At 69.5% G+C, this 20,118-nt stretch carries 16 protein-coding genes and 1 riboswitch; of the genes, 13 read left to right on the plus strand and 3 right to left on the minus strand.

Annotation, left to right across the window (positions count from 1 at the left end; translation table 11 throughout):
* Positions 1 to 146 precede the first annotated feature (146 nt).
* Positions 147 to 518, minus strand: a complete 372-nt coding sequence (locus ACZ5XZ_RS02655; RefSeq protein WP_468973841.1) for a MerR family transcriptional regulator — start codon at positions 516 to 518, stop codon at positions 147 to 149.
* 48 nt (positions 519 to 566) lie between these two features.
* Between ACZ5XZ_RS02655 and ACZ5XZ_RS02660 the strand changes: the two genes are divergently transcribed.
* The 3 genes from ACZ5XZ_RS02660 to ACZ5XZ_RS02670 all read left to right on the plus strand — a co-directional run bounded on the left by ACZ5XZ_RS02660 (position 567) and on the right by ACZ5XZ_RS02670 (position 5,038).
* Positions 567 to 1,466, plus strand: a complete 900-nt coding sequence (locus ACZ5XZ_RS02660; RefSeq protein ID WP_468973843.1) for an NmrA family NAD(P)-binding protein — start codon at positions 567 to 569, stop codon at positions 1,464 to 1,466.
* Positions 1,467 to 1,864: 398 nt separating this feature from the next.
* On the plus strand, positions 1,865 to 2,257 hold the full coding sequence (locus ACZ5XZ_RS02665; protein ID WP_468973845.1) for a PP2C family protein-serine/threonine phosphatase: 393 nt from the start codon (positions 1,865 to 1,867) through the stop codon (positions 2,255 to 2,257).
* Positions 2,258 to 2,371: 114 nt separating this feature from the next.
* Entirely contained in the window at positions 2,372 to 5,038 is a 2,667-nt protein-coding gene (locus tag ACZ5XZ_RS02670; RefSeq protein ID WP_468973847.1) for an NACHT domain-containing protein, read from the plus strand.
* Positions 5,039 to 5,109: 71 nt separating this feature from the next.
* Here ACZ5XZ_RS02670 and ACZ5XZ_RS02675 read toward each other — a convergent pair whose 3' ends face one another.
* Positions 5,110 to 6,666 carry an alpha/beta hydrolase gene (locus ACZ5XZ_RS02675; protein WP_468973849.1) on the minus strand — a complete coding sequence of 519 codons (1,557 nt, stop codon included), beginning with the start codon at positions 6,664 to 6,666 and terminating at the stop codon, positions 5,110 to 5,112.
* A gap of 516 nt (positions 6,667 to 7,182) precedes the next feature.
* Here ACZ5XZ_RS02675 and ACZ5XZ_RS02680 point away from each other — a divergent pair.
* Positions 7,183 to 7,542: a hypothetical protein gene (locus ACZ5XZ_RS02680; RefSeq protein ID WP_468973851.1), complete on the plus strand. Its 360-nt coding sequence runs from the start codon at positions 7,183 to 7,185 to the stop codon at positions 7,540 to 7,542.
* Positions 7,543 to 7,814: 272 nt separating this feature from the next.
* On the opposite strand, the gene ACZ5XZ_RS02685 is transcribed toward ACZ5XZ_RS02680, so the two are convergent.
* Positions 7,815 to 9,662: a PIG-L family deacetylase gene (locus ACZ5XZ_RS02685; protein ID WP_468973853.1), complete on the minus strand. Its 1,848-nt coding sequence runs from the start codon at positions 9,660 to 9,662 to the stop codon at positions 7,815 to 7,817.
* A gap of 318 nt (positions 9,663 to 9,980) precedes the next feature.
* A riboswitch (SAM riboswitch) is annotated at positions 9,981 to 10,089 on the plus strand.
* 351 nt (positions 10,090 to 10,440) lie between these two features.
* On the opposite strand from ACZ5XZ_RS02685, the gene ACZ5XZ_RS02690 reads away from it, so the two are divergent.
* The 9 genes from ACZ5XZ_RS02690 (at position 10,441) to ACZ5XZ_RS02730 (ending at position 20,117) form a co-directional block, all read left to right on the plus strand.
* Positions 10,441 to 11,583, plus strand: coding sequence for an amino acid ABC transporter permease (locus ACZ5XZ_RS02690; RefSeq protein WP_468973855.1), 1,143 nt, complete (start codon positions 10,441 to 10,443; stop codon positions 11,581 to 11,583).
* Positions 11,580 to 12,431 carry an amino acid ABC transporter ATP-binding protein gene (locus tag ACZ5XZ_RS02695; RefSeq protein WP_468973857.1) on the plus strand — a complete coding sequence of 284 codons (852 nt, stop codon included), beginning with the start codon at positions 11,580 to 11,582 and terminating at the stop codon, positions 12,429 to 12,431. The genes ACZ5XZ_RS02690 and ACZ5XZ_RS02695 overlap by 4 nt, the downstream gene beginning before the upstream one ends.
* Before the next feature lie 101 nt (positions 12,432 to 12,532).
* Positions 12,533 to 13,558 (plus strand): transporter substrate-binding domain-containing protein, encoded by a 1,026-nt coding sequence (locus ACZ5XZ_RS02700; RefSeq protein WP_468973859.1) that lies wholly within the window; start codon positions 12,533 to 12,535, stop codon positions 13,556 to 13,558.
* Between the two features lie 154 nt (positions 13,559 to 13,712).
* Positions 13,713 to 14,483, plus strand: coding sequence for a GNAT family N-acetyltransferase (locus ACZ5XZ_RS02705; RefSeq protein ID WP_468973861.1), 771 nt, complete (start codon positions 13,713 to 13,715; stop codon positions 14,481 to 14,483).
* A gap of 63 nt (positions 14,484 to 14,546) precedes the next feature.
* Positions 14,547 to 15,794 carry an LLM class flavin-dependent oxidoreductase gene (locus tag ACZ5XZ_RS02710; protein WP_468973863.1) on the plus strand — a complete coding sequence of 416 codons (1,248 nt, stop codon included), beginning with the start codon at positions 14,547 to 14,549 and terminating at the stop codon, positions 15,792 to 15,794.
* An 18-nt stretch (positions 15,795 to 15,812) separates the two neighbouring features.
* A complete protein-coding gene (locus tag ACZ5XZ_RS02715; RefSeq protein WP_468973865.1) occupies positions 15,813 to 17,213 on the plus strand; it encodes an NtaA/DmoA family FMN-dependent monooxygenase in 1,401 nt (466 codons plus the stop codon).
* On the plus strand, positions 17,210 to 18,334 hold the full coding sequence (locus ACZ5XZ_RS02720; protein ID WP_468973867.1) for an LLM class flavin-dependent oxidoreductase: 1,125 nt from the start codon (positions 17,210 to 17,212) through the stop codon (positions 18,332 to 18,334). The genes ACZ5XZ_RS02715 and ACZ5XZ_RS02720 overlap by 4 nt, the downstream gene beginning before the upstream one ends.
* Before the next feature lie 246 nt (positions 18,335 to 18,580).
* On the plus strand, positions 18,581 to 18,658 hold the full coding sequence (locus ACZ5XZ_RS02725) for a putative leader peptide (RefSeq protein ID WP_468974167.1): 78 nt from the start codon (positions 18,581 to 18,583) through the stop codon (positions 18,656 to 18,658).
* Positions 18,659 to 19,019: 361 nt separating this feature from the next.
* Positions 19,020 to 20,117 (plus strand): ABC transporter substrate-binding protein, encoded by a 1,098-nt coding sequence (locus ACZ5XZ_RS02730; RefSeq protein ID WP_468973869.1) that lies wholly within the window; start codon positions 19,020 to 19,022, stop codon positions 20,115 to 20,117.
* Position 20,118: the final 1 nt, after the last annotated feature.

Here is a 20,118-nt window from a genome sequence, read left to right on the forward strand (position 1 = left end):
TCCCGCCGAAGAGCGGGTCGTGGCGTGCGCCGGCGCGCAGCCGGATCGGAGTACTCCCGTACTCCCGTGCCCCGGTTCGCCGTGCCGGCCCGGCCTTCGTGCGCTCGACGGGTGAGCCGCTCGCGTTCCCCGGCGGGAGGGGCGGTTCAGTCCTCACGGACGAACGTCGCGCAGTCCGGACAGTCGTCGAGATATCGATGACGACACTCAACGGTGTGTTGAAGGAAGGTAATTGCCTGCCGTCTGTGGACGACTTCACTTTCGAGTGCGGCGATCTTCGCCCTCACAACCTCCTGTGCTGCCGACTTCTTCGGCGACATGGCGGCGGTGACCTCGGGCAACGAGAGCCCGACGCGTCGCAGTTTCAGTACGGTGCGTGCCTGCTCCAGAGCGTTGTCGTCGTAGATGCGGTAGCCGTTGCCGTCGCGGCGCACGGTGAGTGCCCCGACCTGTTCCCAGTGCCGCAGCACGTGGGGTTCGACTCCGAGTTCCGCGGCTACTTCTCCGATCGTCTTCACCACCCGCTCCTTGCCTTCATGTCGACCTGAACCCTTAGCGTCTCGATCATGCCTGATACCCCTCGCACGCCTGATACCACTCGCCCCGCGGGCGCCCGTCACAGTTCATCGATCCTGGTCACCGGCGCGGCCGGCAACCTCGGCCGTGAGGTCGTCGACCGCCTCCAGGCACACGGCGCGCGGGTGCGAAGCCTTGTGCGCCATCAGACTGGTTCGCGCCCCGGAGTCGAGTCGGTGGTCGGCGACCTCACCGACCCCACGGTCGTCCGCGCGGCGCTCGTGGGCATCGACTCCGTCTTTCTGATCTGGCCACTGCTCGATTCCGCCCCGGCCCACGACCTGGTTGCGGAACTCGCCGCAGCGGCGCCCCGCGTCGTCTACCTGTCCTCGACAGCCATCGACGACGAAGCCGATCGGCAGAGTGATCCCATCGTTCAGGTACACGCGGACATGGAGGCACTGCTCCACGAGGCCGGTCTGCGACCCAAGGTGTTGCGCAGCGACACCTTGGCCTCCAACGTCCGCGGCTGGGCTCCGCAATTGCGGGCGGGCGACGTGGTGTCAGGCCCTGACGTCGCGCGCACCGCCGTCGTCGACGAGCGCGATGTGGCTGATGCGGCCGCGGCCGTACTGCTCGCACCGCACGACCAACTGGATGACGGCCCATATGTGTTGACAGGGCCTGAGGTGCTCGGTCGCGCCGACCAGGTCGCTCTCCTCGGTGCCGCACTCCGGCGTCGTCTGCGCTTCCAAGCGCTCCCCGCTGACCTCGCGCGCTCTCGCATGCTCGCGGACGGTCGCCCCGAACGACTGGTGGAAGCGCTGATCGCGGCCTCGGTGTATCGACCGGAGTCACACCGCACCACCGATCATGTTGAGCGCCTCACCGGCCGACCGGCCGGCACCTTCGCGAAGTGGGCCATTGACCACGCGGCCGAGTTCAGCTGACGGAAGATCGTGACCGTCTACCCTGCCGTCCGTCCATCCAGCCGTTGTCAGTGGGCCCTGTCATAGTCGACGGCATGACGACTCCGCCGACTCCGCTTGTGCGGGTGCCCGCCTCGCGCGGTGACGAACTGGCGCTGGACGGCACGACCCTGAGGTGCCGCAGGACCCGATGGACGGGACCAGAGATCCCGGATATGGCCGGATCCGGGTTGGCGGGGCCACCCCCCCCGACCTGTGGGACCAGGTCGCGACGGCCGACCGGCAGGCGGAGCTACCGGCCCTGGTCGAGCACCTCGACGGAGCGGCCTCCTCCGACCTGACGGACCCCGGCGCTCCCCAGGACGAGCGCGCCGACCAGGGGGAGGCGTTCATCACCACGGCAGTCCTGGACGTTCCTGATGCCGAGTCAGTCCTGCATCTGGTCAACCGCGGACACCCCCCCGCCGCCGCTGCTGAGGGACGGCCGGGTCACGCCGCTGGAGGTGAGCCAGCGCGCGCTTCCCCTGGGGCTCACCGGATTCGTCCGGTCTGAATTCGCCGTCGAGTGCTTCCCCTTCGAGGACGGTGACGTCGTCCTGCTGTACACCGACGGTGTCATCGAAGCGCGCGACACGTCCGGCGGGTTCTACCCCCTGGCCGAACGGAGCACCGCCTGGTCGGGCAAGGACGACGGCGACAGGCCCCAGGATCTCCTCCGATTCCTCTGCCGGGATCTGATGGCTCACTCCGGCGGCTGCCTGGGCGACGACGCGGCCATGGTCGCCGTCGAACGCCTCCCGTCCGATCGCTGACACCGCCTCCGTGAGAGCCGCATTGCTGACAAGGAAACCTGCTGAGGAGAGATCCGACATACTCGATCCGCACGGCTGGCACGCCATGGCGGCGCGCGGGAGGGGAAGGCCAGGATGGATCTGTCGGTCATCGGAACTCGGCTGGGCTCGGCTGCACTTAAGCCGCTGGTGCGGAAGCTGCTCGTCGCGGAGGGGGCCGGAGCGGGGCTCGTGGAGCGCCCCGTACGGATTTCGGGATGGCTGTCGTTCCGTGGCGAGAAGAAGAGCCTCAGTGAGCAGGAACTGCACAAGCTGGCGGCGGAACTGGTACGGCGGGTAGTCGAGCCGCTGCCCGCAAGCGATCGGCTGGCCGCACACGAGGAGGCCGCCACCGCTCACGCACTGGCCCTCACCCTTCACGCGCTCGGCGATCTCGACATGGACGACGTACAGGCCGTCGAGCTGGGAGAGGAGAGGCTCGCGCAGCGGCTGACGGAGGTCGTGCCGGCGAATACGTTTCTGTTCCTGTCGGAGAGTGCCGTAGCCCTGCACGACGCCGTCCTGCGTGTGGCATGCCGACACATTCTGCACTTCTTCACCCAACGCTCCACGTTCGTGGCACGCACGCTCGTGGAACAGACCCGGCGGCAGGGGCGTATGCAGGCCGACATGTCGGCACTGCTGGATCGCGTCCCCAGCGTCAACGCCCAGGACGTGGCCTTCGAGGCGCGTTACGCGGAGCAACTCATCCGTCGGCACAGCGAGTTGACGATCTATGGGCTGGACCTGGGCCACGCACGCGAATGGCAGCTCGACGCCGCGTACATCTCCTTGGAGGCCGAGACCAGACAAGGCCCGGCGGTCCCCATTCCCACCGAGCGCATCCTGGCCGGGCGGGACCGGGCGCTGCTGCGCGGCCTGGCGGGATCCGGCAAAACGACGCTCCTTCAATGGCTGGCCGTGACCACTGCCCGTGAGGACCTACCGGACGAGCTGGGGGCACTGCGCGGACGCGTGCCGTTCGTGCTGCCGCTGAGGACCATCGCCCGCCAGACGCTTCCGCGACCGTCGGAGTTCCTGTCCTCGGTCGGATTTCCCCTTACCGAGCCCGAGGGCTGGGCCGAACGCGTGCTCACGGCCGGCCGCGGACTCCTGCTCGTCGACGGGGTGGACGAAGTCCCCCACGACATGCGGGAAAACGCGCGGCAATGGCTGCACCGGCTCATCGCCGCCTTCCCCAAGAACCTATGGCTGGTGACGACGCGGCCCTCCGCGGTCCAGGACGACTGGCTTCAGGCCGACACCTTCGCAGAGCTGTCCCTCATGCCCATGTCGGAGGGGGACATCGCTGCCTTCATCCGCCGATGGCACGCCGCAGCGAGGGCCGGGGAGGAGCCCGCCGAAGCCCTGCTGACGGCCATCCGTACCAAGCCCGATCTCGGCCACCTTGCCGTCAACCCACTGATGTGCGGACTGCTGTGCGCCCTGCACCGCGAACGTCGTGGATTCCTGCCCGAGGACCGCAAGGAACTCTACGACGCCGCACTGGCCATGTTGTTGGAGCGTCGCGACCTCGAGCGTGGCATGCACCAGAAGGGCGACCTGCGGATCGGGAAGGAACCTCAGATCGCGCTGCTGCAACGCATCGCACACTGGATGGTCCGCAACGACCGGTCGGAGATGGACCGGGACGATGCGCACGCCGTCCTCGCCGAGCAACTTCCGTCGATGACGCACATCGAGGCCGACGCGGAGACGGTCCTGCGCTATCTGCTGGACCGCAGCGGAGTGCTGCGGCAGCCCACGACCGACACGGTGGACTTCGTTCACCGCACCTTCCAGGACTACCTGGCTGCCAAGGCCATCGTCGAGGCCCGCGACTTCCCGTGGCTTCAGGACAACGCTGAGAACTCCCAGTGGGAAGACGTCATCCGCATGGCTGTGGCCCACGGCCGACCAGATGAACGGGCTCGCATTCTGCGCGGTCTCGTCCCCGTACTCACCGACGAGCAGCCTCACGACGCAACAAGTCCGGGCCGGCCGCAGCTCAGGTTCCACCGGGCACGGATGTCCCCTCCCTCGGACAAAGACGGGCGGCGCAGGCTGCCCCTGCGCCGCGTCCTCCTCGCGCGATCGTGCCTGGATCACGCCCCCGAGGTGGATTCCGTACTCAAGGAGTCCATCATGTCGCTGACCCGTGACTTTCTGCCGCCGAGCAACCTCACGGCGGCCCGCCGCCTGGCCGAGTACGGTGGGCCCAACGTGGTATCGATGTTGCCCGATCCGGAGCACCTCGACGAGGACCAGGCCGAGGCATGCGTCATCACCGCCACCCGGCTGGCCTCCAACGCCGCCATCGCCTATCTGGCCCGTTTCCGGACGCACCCGTCGTTGGCGGTTCGCCGCCAACTGGCCTGGTCATGGCACCGGTTCGACTGCTCGACCTATGCCGAGGAGATCATCTCCCACCTTCCGGAGGACGGCGGGCTCTACTTCACCGCCGCGAGCATCGAACATCTCTGTGCCCTGCGGGCGATGGGGGGCCGGGCCCGAATCCAGATTCTCGGGACACACCATCCGAGCGACCTCGCGTCGCAGATCCCCGCGGAGCGGCTGACGCACCTGTGGCTGCGCGAGGGCTACACCTCCGTATTTCACGGTATGAACTGGCTCGCCCGCTTCCCCCTCCTCCACACACTGGTGCTCCCGAAGCCCCCTCACCCGCTCGACGCCCGCACCATCCCGGACCCCATAGAAATCGTCATCGCGGAGAAAGGCGAATCCCAGACCTTGGGGTGGTAGACCCGAGGCGGCGTGGTCGCCGTAGGACGCGGGCCGAGGGGGCTGTCCATCCAACGGATGGAATCCCTACGTCAGCGCGGGCAGTCAGCGGCCCTGTCCGGCAGCCTTCCCTCGACGAGATAGGTGTCGACGGCACGGTCGGTGCACGTGGACGGATCCTCCGAGGCGTACGCGCTGTGCCCCTGGCCCTTGCGTACGAGCAGCGAGCTGTTGTCCAACTGCCGGTGCACCGCCCGCGCGTTCGCCAGCGGAGTCAGTGGATCGTCGGTGTACGACACCAGCAGCACCGGTGCCGCCCCGGATGCCTTGATCGGTTCGACCGCTCCGGTGGGGGCGATCGGCCACGTCGCGCAGTCGATCATCTGCCAGGCGTAGTAGCGCCCGAAGAGCGGCGACTGCCTGGCGAACGCGTCCGCGGTGGCGAGCATCTCCTTCGGGGACTTCGGCGCGGACGGGGAGTCCAGGCACAGCACCGCCGGCATGCTTGAGGACTCGTTCTCCTCGGCCTGCTCCTCCTGCGGTGTCAGCTTCTGACCACCGCTCTCGCCGGACATCTCGGCGTCGAGGCGCTCGAAGGCGGTTCCGTCCCCGTTCAGAGCGGCCACCAGCGCCTTGGTCAGGCCCTTCCAGCTCTTTTCGGTCGTCACGGCCGTCGCCAGATACGCGGACAAGGTGGCGTCGGTGAACTCCTCGCCGTCGGCCCCTCGCAGCGGCTCCCGCTCCAGTTTCCTGCCGAGCTCGGTGAGCCTGCGCAGAATCTCCCCGGTCGTGGCTCCCAGCCGGTCGTCCCCGCGGGCGACGAGGTCCTGGGCGTATCGCCGCGTCGCGTCATCGGCGGTCTTGACGTCAAGCCGGGCGACCTGCCGCATGTCGGCGGCGGGGTTGACGACACCGTCGAGCACCATCCGGCCCACCTTGCCGGGGAACAGCTTCATGTACTGCTGGCCGATGAAGGTGCCGTAGGAGACGCCGGTGTAGTTCAACTTGGCGTCCCCCAGGACCGTACGCAGCACATCCAGGTCGCGTGCGACGCTCACGCTGTCCATGTGCGCGAAAACAGCGCCGCTCGCCTTCCGGCAGGCCTGGGCACGCCTGGTCGCGTCGGCGAACGTCTTCTCTGCCTCCGGTACGGTGCGCGGCGGGTTCTCGGGCCCCTGCGCCACACCGTCGGGACACTTGATCTGCCCGGAGCCGGCTATGCCTCGTGGGTCGAAGCCGACCAGGTCGTAGCGGGCGCGAGCCTGTCCGCCGGCCTGCCAGTTCCCGTTGGCCACGTCGGACGCACCGCCCGCGCCGGGCCCGCCGGGGTTGAAGAGCAGTGACCCCAGCCGACGACTGTGGTCCTTGGCCGGAACCCGCGAGACCCGCAGCTTGACGGTCTCCCCGTTCGGGGCGGCATAGTCGACAGGTACCTTCACCCAGCCGCACTGCGCGCCGGGCACCGCGTCGGGGGTGACGTCCGCGCCACAGGCCGCCCAGTGGACTTTCTGCTGCGTGAAGTGCGCGGGCAGCGCCGGGACGGAGGTGTTCATGCCCCTGACGTCGGCGGGCTGGGACGCGGCGACGCCGCTGGCACCGCAGACCGTCACCACCAGCGTGGCGGCTGCCAGTGCCGCACCGGCGGTCAAGGGTATGGACCTGCGGGGAATGCGCATCACCGTTCTCGCTCTCTCGCTCCAGTTAGGAAGCATGCGCACAGGCGAGACCAGCCCGCTATCGGCTCCGTCACAGTCGTGGTGATGGGTATACGCAGCGCTGTTGGACAATCGCGCATCGCAATCGCCGGGGCGGGCGGTGTCCGGCAGCGGCGAGGGGGCTGGGTGGCGGTGTCGCGGTGGCCGTCGGCGGGGTCACGGTGAGTTGCCGTGGCAGAGCCTTTGGTGACGAGCGGGCGCCGTGGGGTGGGGAACGGCGGCCCGGTGGTGAGCGGCTGGTCCCGCGCGGCGTCCCACGGCGGCGTCTCGGCTGGGGCTGTTCGCGCTGGTCGGCGGGTGGGACGTCCCAGGGCTGCGGCAGTTCTGCGGTGGGGATGGCCCTCGCGGCGGTCCGACTCGCAGGCTCGACGGCGTAGCTCGGGTGGCGTGGCCCGCCGCCCTCCCTGACGTCAGGGAACGCCAGAGCACCAGAGGAAAGGACTCCGCGTCATGAGGAACGCGCTCCGTAAGCGTCTCGCACTGGCCGCCGCCGTGGCGGCGCTCGGCGGTGGGCTCGCCCTGCCGGCCGGGCCCGCGGTGGCCGCGCCCGCACAGCCGGGCCCCGGCGACCGCGCCACCACCGAGGCCACGGAGGGCGCGGGCATCCTGGGCACCGCCCCGGCCTGCGTCCGGCGGGACGTCATCAAGCACGAGAAGAAGGTGACGGTGGGCAACGACTGCGGCCGGGCCATGCACCTGAAGGTGGTCATCGACTGGGGGCCCGACTCGCGGTGTCTGACCTACCAGCACGGCGAGGCCTGGACCTGGCACTGGGGGAGGGGCTCCTACGGCAAGGTCGTCACCTGCTGAGCCCGGCGCCGGCACCGCGGTCCCCGGCGCCTCCTCCTCCAGTACGCACGCAGTCTCTCCTCCCGGTCGTCGATCTCCGGGAACACCGGCAACCACGCGCCGCCGTCCGCCACCGCCGGAACCTTGCCGAGATACTTCGGGAGGTCGAGGAAGAACAACTGGGCCGCGTTGTCGGTGTCCGCCTTGGTCGGGTATCCGTGCCGTACCACCGGGAAACGGCGCCTCCGGCGAAGTCACCCTGGCAGCTCAACGCGCCGCTGCCGGAGGAGGCCTCAGGGGGTCGGGCTCGGCGGGGTGCGGGGACCGCCCGCGCGGGGGACACCCGTGCGGCGGGCCTGCTCGACGGAGGCCCGGGACTTCGCGCTCTGTGCCGCGTCCTGGGGGATCTCGGCGGGCCGTGTCGGGCGCCCGGGCGGCGGGACGTATCCGGGCAGGCGCAGGGTGCGCCACACGTAGGGGTCGGCCTGGGCGCTGCCGTAGGGGGACCAGGCCAGGCGGGTCTTGCCGGTCTTGTCCTGGGTGTCGGAGTCGTACAGGAGCACATTGGCGGCGAGGCGGTCAGGATCGACCGGAGCGGGCAGATCGGCGAGCGGGATCTTCGCTTCGACCGAGTAGCCCTTGTACGGGTCGGTGTCGACGGAGGCCACGGCCATGCCAGGGGCGTTGCGGTTCGCCGGCCCCTGGCGGTTGTCTCCGTCGCGCTCGGCGCAGGGGCCCTTGCCGTCCTTGGTGAAGGGGAGGACGCCGGCCTTGAAAGTGGTCGAGGTGCCGTCGGAGCGGCCCTGGGGGTCGAGGTCGATCTCGACGGCGTCGGTGCGCCAGTGGCGTTTGCAGTCGCCGGCGGCGTCCAGCGCGTAGCCCTTGATGTCGTCCGTGACGTGGACGATGGCGTAGAGGTCGTCACCGTGGCGGGAGAATTCGACGGCGGCCGCGCAGTCCCTTTCGCCCTCGCACTCCTTTCCCTCCCACTGCTTCAACTCCAGTTTCGGACCCGGGTATTCGTCCGGGCCGGCCACCCCGTCCACGACGGGCGCCTTTGCGACTTCGGGAACGTCGGTGGCGGACTGGGCGGGGTAGGAGGGCTGGGCGTCATTGGCCAGCCACGGCATCCGCATCCGCCGCGCCCAGTCACGGAAACCCGCGTACAGCGGGCGCAGCCCGGACTGCTCGCGCACCGCGGGTGTCGGCGGATGGCTTCTGTCGGCAAGGACGGTGAACCATTCGCAGGGCAGCCGGTCCGGCTTGGTCTCGACCGTGTGCGGCAGTGTGCCGAATCCCTGGGTGACGTAGTCACGGGCCGCGTCCCGTTCGATCTGGGCCCATGTCGTGCCCGGGTTCCTGGTGGACTGCGTGCCGGTCCACACGCCCACGACGGGCAGTCCGGTGTGCGGATCCCTGGACTTCGCCGTGGCGCACGTGGCACCCACGGGCCCCTTGAAGCCCCAGCTCTGGGCCAGCAGTTGGGAAGGCTTCCACACCGCGTACTTCTCCTGGTCGATCTGCTCGGGGAACGCCTGCCGATCGCCGGCGAGACGGAACGCCTCGACGGCGAGGCGACCGGCCTCCTGGTGGCTGCCGTGCTGGTTGAACGGGCGCGGGTCCATGGTCACCACTTTGTGCGGGGTGGTCGCCCGGATCAGCCGGACCAGCCGCGAGAGGGTGTCCCTCGGCGGCTGCGGTGCTCGGTTCCAGATGGTCGTCGTCAGCGGGGCGGACAGTGTGTACCAGAAGTCCGGCTTGTCGAGGTAGAAGACATTGCGGATACCGGCCCGCCCGACGGCCTTGCGTTCCTCGTCCTCACGGATCATGCCGAGATCGGCGCCCTCCTGGTCGCCGGAGGCGTTCCCGCCGCCCTCGCCGCGGGTGATGGTCACCACGCCGGTGCTCAGCCCCGGGTTCTCCCCCCACTGCCCGAACGTGGCCAGGGACTGGAACTCGTCATCCGGATGGGCTCCGATGAACAGCACATCGGTGTGCGCCGGATCCGCCTTCGTGGAAGAAGAGGCCCGTGTCTCCGGCCCGCTCCCTGTCGCACACGCAGCCACGGTGAGCGCGCTACCGACCAGGCCGAGTGCACAGAACGCGGCCGGCAGGGCACGTCGAGGCTGCGATCCCGTCAAGAGCCCGTCCTTCTCTTTGGAGACGCACGATGACAGACGTGTGACGTGCGCAGTGAGGATCAGTGACAGGGGCAGCCTGCCCCGAACAGCAGGAACGGCTTCCTCCCGTCACCCAAACAGGGGCGAGCCGAGCCGCTGCTTCGGCAAGGGGAGGGAGAGCGAACCTGCTTGACGGGGTGTGACATGACATGTGGGCATGCCGCATGCCGCTGCACCCCGCCAGGGTCTCTCCCGACTCGGTTTTGTCGTTTTGTCGTCCCACGAGTCGGGCAGGCTTTGACAATCATGTCCGAGGTCTGTCTACTTACGCCGTAGATCGGTCATGAGCGTCAGCGACAAGCCCTGGCTTGCTGACCGGCAACCCTCGCACCGCGGTGGGGTGCCCCAGGTGACGACCGGACCGGAAGACCTTCGGTAAGCGCGAGGCCCGCACGGGCCGGAACAGCGATGGTGACGGAATGTACGCAGCTTTCGGGACGGCCGCATGGCGGCGCCGTGGCTGCCTGCTGCTGTGCGCGAACCGGTCGGTCGATCTGCTCCGCGTCAACAGCGCGCTGTGTACCGGCAGCTGAGCTGCACCTGCCGTGCCTTCTGCCACAACTGACGGCTGACGGTTCTCTGCGTCTCTGATGCCCACCGCCGCTGTCGCGGTGTGCGCCTTCTCCCTCCCCAGCCCCCGTTCCGCGCCTTCCTGCGCATCGTCACGAGAGCCCCTCCGGGGCCGCCGTGGCGTTGCCGCATCCGTGGTCCGGGGTGTCCGAATTCGCTGGAGCCCTTCATGAGTGAAACTCCGGGCGCTGCGGTATCCCTTGCCTCAGCGCCTCCTGTCGAGGAGACCCCCGAACCCTCCTCCGCGCCTCGTCCCGTACGCCCTTCCCAGGCCGGACCTTCCCAGGCCGGACCTTCCCAGGCCGGACCTTCCCAGGCCGGACCTTCCCAGGCCGGACCTTCCCAGGCCGGACCTTCCGAAGTCGAACGGCCGGGTGGCGACGACACCGCACCGCGGCCACCGGCGGCACAGCGGGTGCTGCCGCTGCGCAGACCAGGCCGCTGGATCGCCACGGCGATCGTGCTGGTGCTGGTCGCCCAGACAGTCCACGGACTGGTGACCAACCCCTTCTACCAGTGGGACCGCTTCCAGTACTGGTTCCTGCGCCCGACGATCCTCGACGGTCTGCTCATCACCCTCGAGGTGACGGCGTACAGCGCCGTGCTCGGTCTGCTCGGCGGCACCCTGCTCGCCCTCGGCAGGCTCTCCCGGAGCCCGGTGCTGCGGGCGGTCAGCTGGACCTACACATGGCTGTTCCGTTCGGTTCCGCTGATCGTGGTGCTGCTGTTCCTCTACAACTTCAGCGCGCTGTACAAGACGCTGAGCCTCGGGGTTCCGTTCGGTCCCGCCTTCTTCACGTTCGACGAGTCCCGGCTCGCCACCGACATCGTCGTCGCGGTGGTCGGACTCAGCCTGAACGAGGCGGCGTACGCGTCCGAAGTGGTGCGCAGTGGCATCCTCGCGGTCGACCAGGGCCAGCACGAGGCGGCATCGGCACTCGGCCTGCCGAAGGGCTACCAGTTCACGAGGATCGTCTTTCCGCAGGCCCTGCGGTCCATCACCCCGAACTACGTCAATCTGCTGATCAACCTGATCAAGAGCACCTCGCTCGTCTTCTACGTCTCGCTGCTCGATCTGTTCGGCTCGGTGCAGAGCATGGGCAGCACCTACCCCGGTGACATCGTCCCGCTGCTGCTGATCGCCACCGTCTGGTACCTGGTCCTCACGAGTGCCGTCTCCGTCGTCCAGTTCTACGTCGAGCGGTACTTCTCCCGGGGTGCGACGCGCATCCTGCCGCCGACGCCGTTGCAGAAGTTGCGGAGCGGTCTGCGCGATCTGCGGGCCCGAGCTCGGAGGGAGATAGCGATATGACCACCCAGACCACGGAGATCGCCGAGACCACCGAGACCGCCGAGATACGACCGGCCGCCGTCGAGGTCCACGACGTGCACAAGTGGTACGGGGCCCACCGGGTCCTGGACGGCGTCGAGTTGACCGTGCGGCCCGGCGAGGTCACCGTGATCCTCGGGCCGTCGGGGTCCGGCAAGTCCACGCTGCTGCGGGTGATCAACCACCTGGAGAAGCCCGAGGTCGGGTACGTCAGCGTGAACGGTGAGCCGATCGGCGTGCGCCGGCTCGGCGAGCGCGGCAAGACGGGGGTGCCCCCGACGGAAGGCCGGGGGAGGCTCAAGGAGCTGAGCGAGCGGGCCATCCTGGGCCAGCGCAGCCGGATCGGCTTCGTCTTCCAGAACTTCAACCTCTTCCCGCACCTGACCGCGCTGGACAACGTGGCTGCCGCCCCCGTGGCCACCGGGAAGCTGACCAGGCCCGAGGCCCAGGAGCTGGCCCGTGAACTGCTCGGCCGGGTGGGCCTGGCCGACAAGGTCGGTGCCTATCCACGGCAGTTGTCCGGCGGCCAGCAGCAGCGGGTCGCCATCGCACGCGCCCTCGCCCTGCGGCCAGGGGTCATCCTCTTCGACGAACCCACCTCCGCGCTCGACCCCGAACTGGTCGGCGAGGTGCTGGCCGTCATCAAGGACCTGGCCACCAGCGGCACCACCCTGATCATCGTCACCCACGAGATCGGTTTCGCCCGTGAGGTCGCCGACCAGGTCGTCTTCCTCGACGAGGGCCGGATCGTCGAACAGGGCCCGCCCACCGAGGTGCTGGACCACCCGAAGCACGAGCGGACCCGGGACTTCTTGAGCAAGGTGCTCTGACCCCGCCGCTCGCCCCGCACCACACCACCGACGAACCAGCACCACGCCACCGAAGAACCAGCACCACGCCACCACAACCGCTCACCCAACCAAGGACAGCCATGCGCATCCGCAGCCTCCGCAGCCGACTCCTCCGCGGCCTCACCACGGGCACCGCCGTCGCCACCCTCGCCACCGGCATCGCCGCCTGCGGGGGCAACAGCGACGCGGCCGGCAGGGCAGCCGGCAAGCCGTCCGGGACGGTCGCCGTGGGCGCCCTTTCCAACGGAGCCGGTAAGGAGACCGACCTCAAGGTCTCCGAGGTCAAGTCCATCAGTGCCAAGCTGCCTGACCCGGTCGCGAAGAAGGGCAAGCTGGTCATCGGCGTCGGCGCTCTGCCCGCCGGCTTCCCGCCGCTGGCCTTCGTGGGCGACGACCAGAAGACCCTCACCGGAGCCGAACCCGACTTCGGCCGGCTGGTGGCCGCGGTCCTCGGGCTGAGGCCCGAGCTGAAGAACTCGACCTGGGAGAACCTGTTCGTCGGCATCGACAGCGGCCGGGTCGACGCGGCCTTCTCCAACGTCACCGACACCGAGGAGCGCAAGAAGAAGTACGAGTTCGCCACCTACCGGCAGGACAACCTGGGGTTCGAGGTGCCCAAGAAGAGCACCTGGAACTTCGACGGCGACTACCGGAACCTGGCCGGCAGGACGTTCTCGGTGAGCCGGGGCACCAACCAGGAGAAGATCCTGCTGGAGTGGAAGGCGAAGCTGAAGAAGCAGGGCAAGGACCTCACCGTCAAGTACTACCCGGACGCCAACAGCGTCTACCTGGCGCTGAACAGCGGGAAGATCGACGCCCACTTCGGCCCCAACCCCGGCATCGCGTACCACATCACCCGGACGGCGAAGACCCCCAACGCGACGCGTAGTGCGGGCAAGTTCTCCGGCGCCGGCGCAAAGCTCCAGGGGTTGATCGCGGCGACCTCGAAGAAGGGCAGCGGGCTGGCCGAGCCGGTCTCCGAGGCGATCAACTACCTGATCGAGCACGGCCAGTACGCCAAGTGGCTGGCCGCCTGGAACCTCTCCAACGAGGCCGTCAAGACCTCCCAGGTCAACCCGCCCGGCCTGCCGCTCGAAAACTCCTGATCAACGCTCGCACGGGCGTCTGCCGCCCGGGACTCCGGCGCCGCCGCGGGGTCCCGGGCGCACCGAACCGCCAGGTCCGCCATGTCCGCCACGGATGACACCGATGCCACGAACACCACCGATGCCACGGATGCCACGGAGCCCTCTCACCACCATGTCCACCAGCGTCTCTCCTTTCCCCGCGCAGAGCCCGGCAGAACCGCACGTCCTGGACAACGCCGTCTGGGCCGCGCTGACCGGCCCGCATGCTCGGTTCGCCGAGCGTCGCGGCCGCGCTGCCCGCTACCCCCTGGACGTGTGCCCCTTCACCGCCCTCGCCGACCCGACCGACCCGGGGGCCTGGGAGGACCTGGCCGCGTTGGTCGGCTCGGACACCGTCACCGCCGTCACGGGCGCGCGGGCCGCCCCCGACGGATGGGAGACCGTGGAGAGCGGGCAGGGCGTTCAACTGGTCGACACGGGGCTGGGCGCCGAACCCGCCCCCGAAGCGGTGCGCCTCGGGCCGGACGACCTCCCCGAGATCCTGGACCTGATCGCCCTCACCAGGCCGGGCCCCTTCCTGCCCCGCACCGTCGGACTCGGCACCTACCTCGGCATCCGGCACCGGGGAGCGCTCATCGCCATGGCGGGGGAACGCGTGCGGCCGCCCGGCTGGACCGAGATCAGCGCGGTCTGCACCCACCCGGCACACCGTGGGCAGGGCCTGGCCACGCGACTGGTCCGGGCGGTGGCGGCCGGGATCCGGGAGCGCGGGGACACCCCCTTCCTCCACACCCTCGCCAGCAACACCACCGCCATCCGCCTCTACGAGTCGATCGGCTTCACCCTGCGCCGTCGCACGAATTTCCTGCTGGTGCGCACCCCGGGCGGCCGTCCGGCACCGACTCGCCACGCCCCGACGCCCCCGACGCTCACGACGAGATGAGCCCGCTCCCGGTACAACGAGCCCACTCCCGGTACCTACGACCCCTCAGGAAGGCGCCCCATCGTGTCCTCATCACCGTCCTCCCCGCCCTCTTCGGCCCGTTCCTCCGCACCGCTGCACCTGGCCGTCGCGCTCGACGGCGCGGGCTGGCACCCTGCCGCCTGGCGCGAGCCGGTGGCCCGGCCCCGGGACCTGTTCACCGCCGGCTACTGGGCCGACCTCGTTGCCGAGGCCGAACGCGGTCTGCTCGACTTCGTGACGATCGAGGACTCGCTCGGATTGCAGTCCTCGCACTTTCTGGAACCGGACGGGCGTACCGACCAGGTGCGCGGACGGCTGGACGCCGTCCTCATCGCCGCCCGCGTCGCCCCGCTGACCCGGCACATAGGACTCGTGCCGACCGTGGTGGCCACCCACACCGAGCCGTTCCACCTCTCCAAGGCGATCGCCACCCTCGACTACGTGAGCACCGGTCGCGCGGGCCTGCGCGTGCAGGTGACGGCGCGCCCGAACGAGGCCGTGCACTTCGGGCGCCGTACGTTCCCCCGGTTCGAGCTCGGAGACCTCGACACCCCGACCGTACGGGACCTGACGACCGACCTCCTCGACGAGGCGGCCGACTACGTCGAAGCGGTGCGCCGGCTGTGGGACAGCTGGGAGGACGACGCGGAGATCCGGGACGTCGCCACCGGCCGCTTCATCGACCGCGACAAGCTGCACTACATCGACTTCGAGGGCAGGCACTTCAGCGTCAAGGGCCCCTCGATCACACCCCGGCCGCCGCAGGGCCAGCCCCTGGTGAGCGCGCTGGCGCACGAGAACGCGACCGGCGCCCCGTTCCGGCTGGTGGCCCGCTCCGCCGACGTCGGGTACGTCACGCCGCACGACACGGAACAGGCGCGCGCCGTCGTCGCCGCGGTGCGGGCCGAACAGGACGCGGCAGGGCGTGCGGACGAGCCGCTGCACCTGTTCGGCGATCTGGTGGTGTTCCTGGACGACACCCCGGCCGCTGCGGAGGCCCGCCAGGAGCGCCTCGACGCCCTCGCGGGACCCGCCTACACCAGCGACGCCCGGATCTTCACCGGCACGCCCGCCCAACTCGCCGATCTGCTGCTGGAGATGAGCAAGGCCGGGCTGTCCGGCTTCCGGCTGCGCCCCGCCGTCCTGGGACACGACCTTCCCGCGATCACCAGGGGCCTGGTCCCCGAACTCCAGCGCCGAGGCGCCTTCCGGCGCGCCTACGAGGCCGACACCCTGCGCGGGCTGCTCGGGCTCGCCCGCCCCGCCAGCCGCTACGCCGCCACTGCCTGAGTCGGAAGGACTGAACGAATGAATACGTCGTCAACGTCGTCAACGGACAGGCCGCGCAAGCAGATCCACCTCGCGGCACACTTCCCGGGCGTCAACAACACCACGGTGTGGAGCGCCCCCGAGGCCGGCAGCCACATAGAGTTCAGCTCCTTCGCGCACTTCGCGCGGACCGCCGAACGAGCCAAGTTCGACTTCCTGTTCCTCGCCGAGGGGCTGCGGCTGCGCGAGCAGGGCGGAAAGCTCTACGACCTCGACGTGGTGGGACGGCCCGACACCTTCACCGTCCTCACCGCCCTCGCCGCCGTCACCGAACACCTCGGTCTGACCGGCACCATCAACTCCACCTTCAACGAGCCCTACGAGGTCGCCCGCCAGTTCGCCAGCCTCGACCATCTGTCGGGCGGGCGCGCCGCCTGGAACGTGGTCACCTCCTGGGACGCCTTCACCGGCGAGAACTTCCGCCGCGGTGGCTTCCTGCCACAGGAGGAGCGCTACACCCGGGCCAAGGAGTTCCTGACCACGGCCCACGAGCTGTTCGACTCCTGGCACGGCGACGAGATCATCGCCGACCAGGCGACCGGCACCTTCCTGCGCGACGCCAAGGCAGGAGCCTTCGTCCACCGGGGCGAGCAGTTCGACATCAGCGGACAGTTCAACGTCCCGCGCGGCCCCCAGGGACGCCCGGTGATCTTCCAGGCCGGGGAGTCCGACGAGGGACGTGAGTTCGCGGCCTCCAGCGCCGACGCGATCTTCAGCCGGTACAGCAAGCTGGCGGAGGGGCAGGCCTTCTACCAGGACGTCAAGGGCCGCCTCGCCCGCTACGGCCGTAGGCCCGACCAGCTGCTGATCCTGCCCGCCGCGACGTTCGTGCTCGGCGACACCGACGCCGAGGCCCGGGAACTCGCCCACGAGGTCCGGAGCCAGCAGGTCAGCGGCGCGACCGCGATCAAGTACCTGGAGCACATCTGGAACCGGGACCTGTCCGCGTACGACCCGGAGGGCCCGTTGCCCGATGTCGACCCGGTCCCCGGCGAGAACACCATCGCCCTCGGCCGGGCCAGCGTCAGGCAGTTCCGTGACCCGTTCGCCGTCGCCAAGGAGTGGCGCGAGCGGGCCGAGGCGAAGAACCTCTCCATCCGCGAGCTGGTCATCGAGACCACCACCCGCCAGTCCTTCATCGGCTCCCCGGCCACCGTCGCCGAGAGCATCAACGAACTCGTCCAGGCGGACGCCTCCGACGGCTTCATCCTCGTCCCGCACCTCACCCCCGGCGGCCTCGATGTCTTCGCCGACACCGTGGTTCCGCTGCTCCAGGAGCGCGGAGTGTTCCGCACGGAGTACGAGGGCACCACCCTGCGCGACCATCTCGGCCTGGACCATCCCGATGCCGAGGTGCCGGCCCGGCGGGCGGCGTCATGAGCGCCCCCCTCGGCGTCCTCGACCTGGTCCCGATCTCGTCCGGCTCCACGGCCACCGAAGCGCTCCGCAACTCCGTCGACCTGGCCCGGCAGGCCGAGCGCTTCGGCTACGCCCGTTACTGGTTCGCCGAACACCACCTCAATCCGGGCGTGGCGGGCACCTCACCCGCCGTCGTCCTCGCCCTGACCGCGTCCGCGACGTCGACGATCCGGCTCGGCTCCGGCGCCGTACAGCTCGGTCACCGCACCGCACTGTCCACGGTCGAGGAGTTCGGCCTGATCGACGCTTTGCACCCCGGGCGTCTCGACCTGGGCCTCGGCCGCTCCGGTGGCCGCCCGTCCGGACCGCCCGCCACCCCGCTGCCGACCGCGACGCCCGTCGTCGACGGCCGCGCCCCCAACGGGCTGCGGATCCCGGAGCGCTTCTCCTTCGCGCACCTGCTGGGCTCGCCCAGGGTCGCGCTCCAGCGCAGGCTGCTCCAGCAGCCGGGCGCCGAGTCCCAGGACTACGGCGAGCAGGTCGACGACATCCTCGCGCTGCTGGCCGGCACCTACCGGTCCCCGGACGGCATCGAGGCACACGTCGTACCGGGGGAGGGCGCCGACGTGGAGGTGTGGATCCTGGGAAGCAGCGGTGGACAGAGCGCCGAGGTCGCCGGCCGCAACGGTCTGCGGTTCACGGCGAACTACCACGTCAGCCCGGCCACCGTGCTGGAGGCGGCGGAGGGCTACCGGGCCGCGTTCCAGCCCTCCGACGTGCTCGACAAGCCGTACCTGAGCGTCTCGGCCGATGTCGTCGTCGCCGAGGACGACGAGACCGCCCGCGCACTCGCCACCGGCTACGGCCTGTGGGTCCGCAGCGTCCGCACCGCCGAGGGCGCGATCGAGTTCCCCACGCCCGAGCAGGCTCGCTCCCATGTGTGGACCGACGCCGACCGGGGACTGGTCGCCGACCGTGTCGAGACCCAGTTCGTCGGCTCCCCCGGGCGGGTGGCCGACCAACTGGAGCGACTCCAGGAGGCCACCGGGGCCGACGAACTGCTCATCACCACCATCACCCACGGCCATGCCGACCGGGTGCGGTCCTACGAGCTGCTGGCCGAGGAGTGGCAGCGCAGATGAGCGGGGCGCCCGTGCGCGGTGGGGAGGTCACCCGGAGGTCACCCGGAGGCCGTCCCACCGCGCACGGGGCTGCCGGATTCCAGCCGGTGCGCCGACCTGTGTCCACAGAGGCTTTCTGTGAGTGCGAGTGCGAGTGCGACTGCGATTGTGAACGAAATGCTGCGCGTGTGTGGCAGGCGAATCAGATAATGAGACGAGGGCTGTTGCGTCATTGACGTGGCTGAATTTCGCTGCCAGCCTCCGAGTGTGAGTCTTTTGAAGAACTTCACCGCACGCCTGCACGTCGATCTGCGACGCCAGGCCAGTGCCATCTGTGCCGCTTGACCGCTAGAGCTGCCGCTGGCCGCTGGCCGCTGGCCGCTGGCCGCTGGCCGCTGGAGCTGCCGCTCTGCGTCAGCTCCTGAGCGACCCTTGATCCCGGTGCACCCGCTCGTCCGGGATTTCCCCGTCGCCTGGTGATTCTCGCCGCGTCCCCACCCGGAATCCGCGGAATTCGGTGCGCGAGCTGCTTTGTTCACCCCGCCCTTCGCATTTCCCTTTTCGGTTTCGTGCCGCGGGCCGGCTTTGTGCCCGCCGGAAATCGGGACGGCGGCTCCGGCCGCCGCACACCTTCTCCCCGCGTCCGCGACAGAACGCCGTACGTGTACCGCCGCGCTCCACCCACCGACGTGAACAGGACCCTTCCATGAGCTCCATCAGCACGCTGACGACCCCATCGAACCGACGACAGTTCCTCACCCTGCTGGGCCTCTCGGCGGTCGCGGTCAGCTGCGGCGCCGGAGGTGGCGGCTCGGCCAAGGATCAGACCAAGACCCTGCGGTACCAGGGCTGGGCGGGGTCCGTCATCCTGCCCGAACTGGCCGAGGACCTCGGCTTCCTGGAGGACGTGAAGCTGAAGTGGGTCGGCAACACGATCAGCGGGCCGCAGGACATCCAGTCGGCGGCCACCGGACAGGTCGACTTCGGCGGCGCATTCAACGGAGCCGTCGTCAAACTCGCCGCGAGAAAGGCGCCCATCACGGCGGTCATCAGCTACTACGGCGTCGACAAGGCCGCCTACAACGGCTTCTACGTCCTCAGGGACAGCCCGATCCAGTCGGCCCGTGACCTGATCGGCAAGAAGGTCGGGATGAACACCCTCGGCGCGCACTCCGAGGCGATGCTCGACATCTACCTGCAACGCCACGGCCTGTCGCAGGCGGACATCAAGAAGGTCGAGCCGTTGGTGGTGCCCCCGGTCAACATCGAGCAGTCGCTGCGGCAGCGGCAGATCCAGGTGGGCGTCCTCGGCGACATCCTGCGGGACAAGGCCCTGCAGTCCGGCGGCATCAGGCCGCTGTTCACCGACCATCAGCTGCTCGGCGACTTCTCCGCCGGCACGTATGTGGTGAACGACCGCTTCCTGAAGCAGAACCCCGACACCGCGCGCACCTTCGTGACGGGCATCGCGCGCGCCATCGAATGGGCCCGCGCCACACCACGCGAAAAGGTCATCGAGCGGCAGATCGAGATCGTCAAGAAGCGTGGCCGCAACGAGGACACCGCACCGCTGAAGTACTGGAAGTCCTTCGGCGTCGCCGAGACCGGCGGGCGCATCACCGACAAGGTCCTCCAACTGTGGATCGACTGGCTCGCCGAACGCGGTGACATCGACAAGGGCCAGGTCAAGGCGTCGGACCTCTACACCAACGAGTTCAACGCGTACAGCCGGAAGGACAACCGGAAGAACCATCCGAAGGACACGCCGTCCGCGGCCGAGCCGACCTCCAAGAGCGGGAGCTGAC

Source organism: Streptomyces sp. NPDC033270 (assembly GCF_055576575.1).

Excerpts from the sequence above, each read along its gene's own strand:
- ACZ5XZ_RS02660 (WP_468973843.1), top strand. The coding sequence starts at position 567 with ATGCCTGATACCCCTCGCACGCCTGATACCACTCGCCCCGCGGGCGCC.
- ACZ5XZ_RS02665 (WP_468973845.1), top strand. The coding sequence starts at position 1,865 with ATGCCGAGTCAGTCCTGCATCTGGTCAACCGCGGACACCCCCCCGCCG.
- ACZ5XZ_RS02670 (WP_468973847.1), top strand. The coding sequence starts at position 2,372 with ATGGATCTGTCGGTCATCGGAACTCGGCTGGGCTCGGCTGCACTTAAG.
- ACZ5XZ_RS02680 (WP_468973851.1), top strand. The coding sequence starts at position 7,183 with ATGAGGAACGCGCTCCGTAAGCGTCTCGCACTGGCCGCCGCCGTGGCG.
- ACZ5XZ_RS02690 (WP_468973855.1), top strand. The coding sequence starts at position 10,441 with ATGAGTGAAACTCCGGGCGCTGCGGTATCCCTTGCCTCAGCGCCTCCT.
- ACZ5XZ_RS02695 (WP_468973857.1), top strand. The coding sequence starts at position 11,580 with ATGACCACCCAGACCACGGAGATCGCCGAGACCACCGAGACCGCCGAG.
- ACZ5XZ_RS02700 (WP_468973859.1), top strand. The coding sequence starts at position 12,533 with ATGCGCATCCGCAGCCTCCGCAGCCGACTCCTCCGCGGCCTCACCACG.
- ACZ5XZ_RS02705 (WP_468973861.1), top strand. The coding sequence starts at position 13,713 with ATGTCCACCAGCGTCTCTCCTTTCCCCGCGCAGAGCCCGGCAGAACCG.
- ACZ5XZ_RS02715 (WP_468973865.1), top strand. The coding sequence starts at position 15,813 with ATGAATACGTCGTCAACGTCGTCAACGGACAGGCCGCGCAAGCAGATC.
- ACZ5XZ_RS02720 (WP_468973867.1), top strand. The coding sequence starts at position 17,210 with ATGAGCGCCCCCCTCGGCGTCCTCGACCTGGTCCCGATCTCGTCCGGC.
- ACZ5XZ_RS02730 (WP_468973869.1), top strand. The coding sequence starts at position 19,020 with ATGAGCTCCATCAGCACGCTGACGACCCCATCGAACCGACGACAGTTC.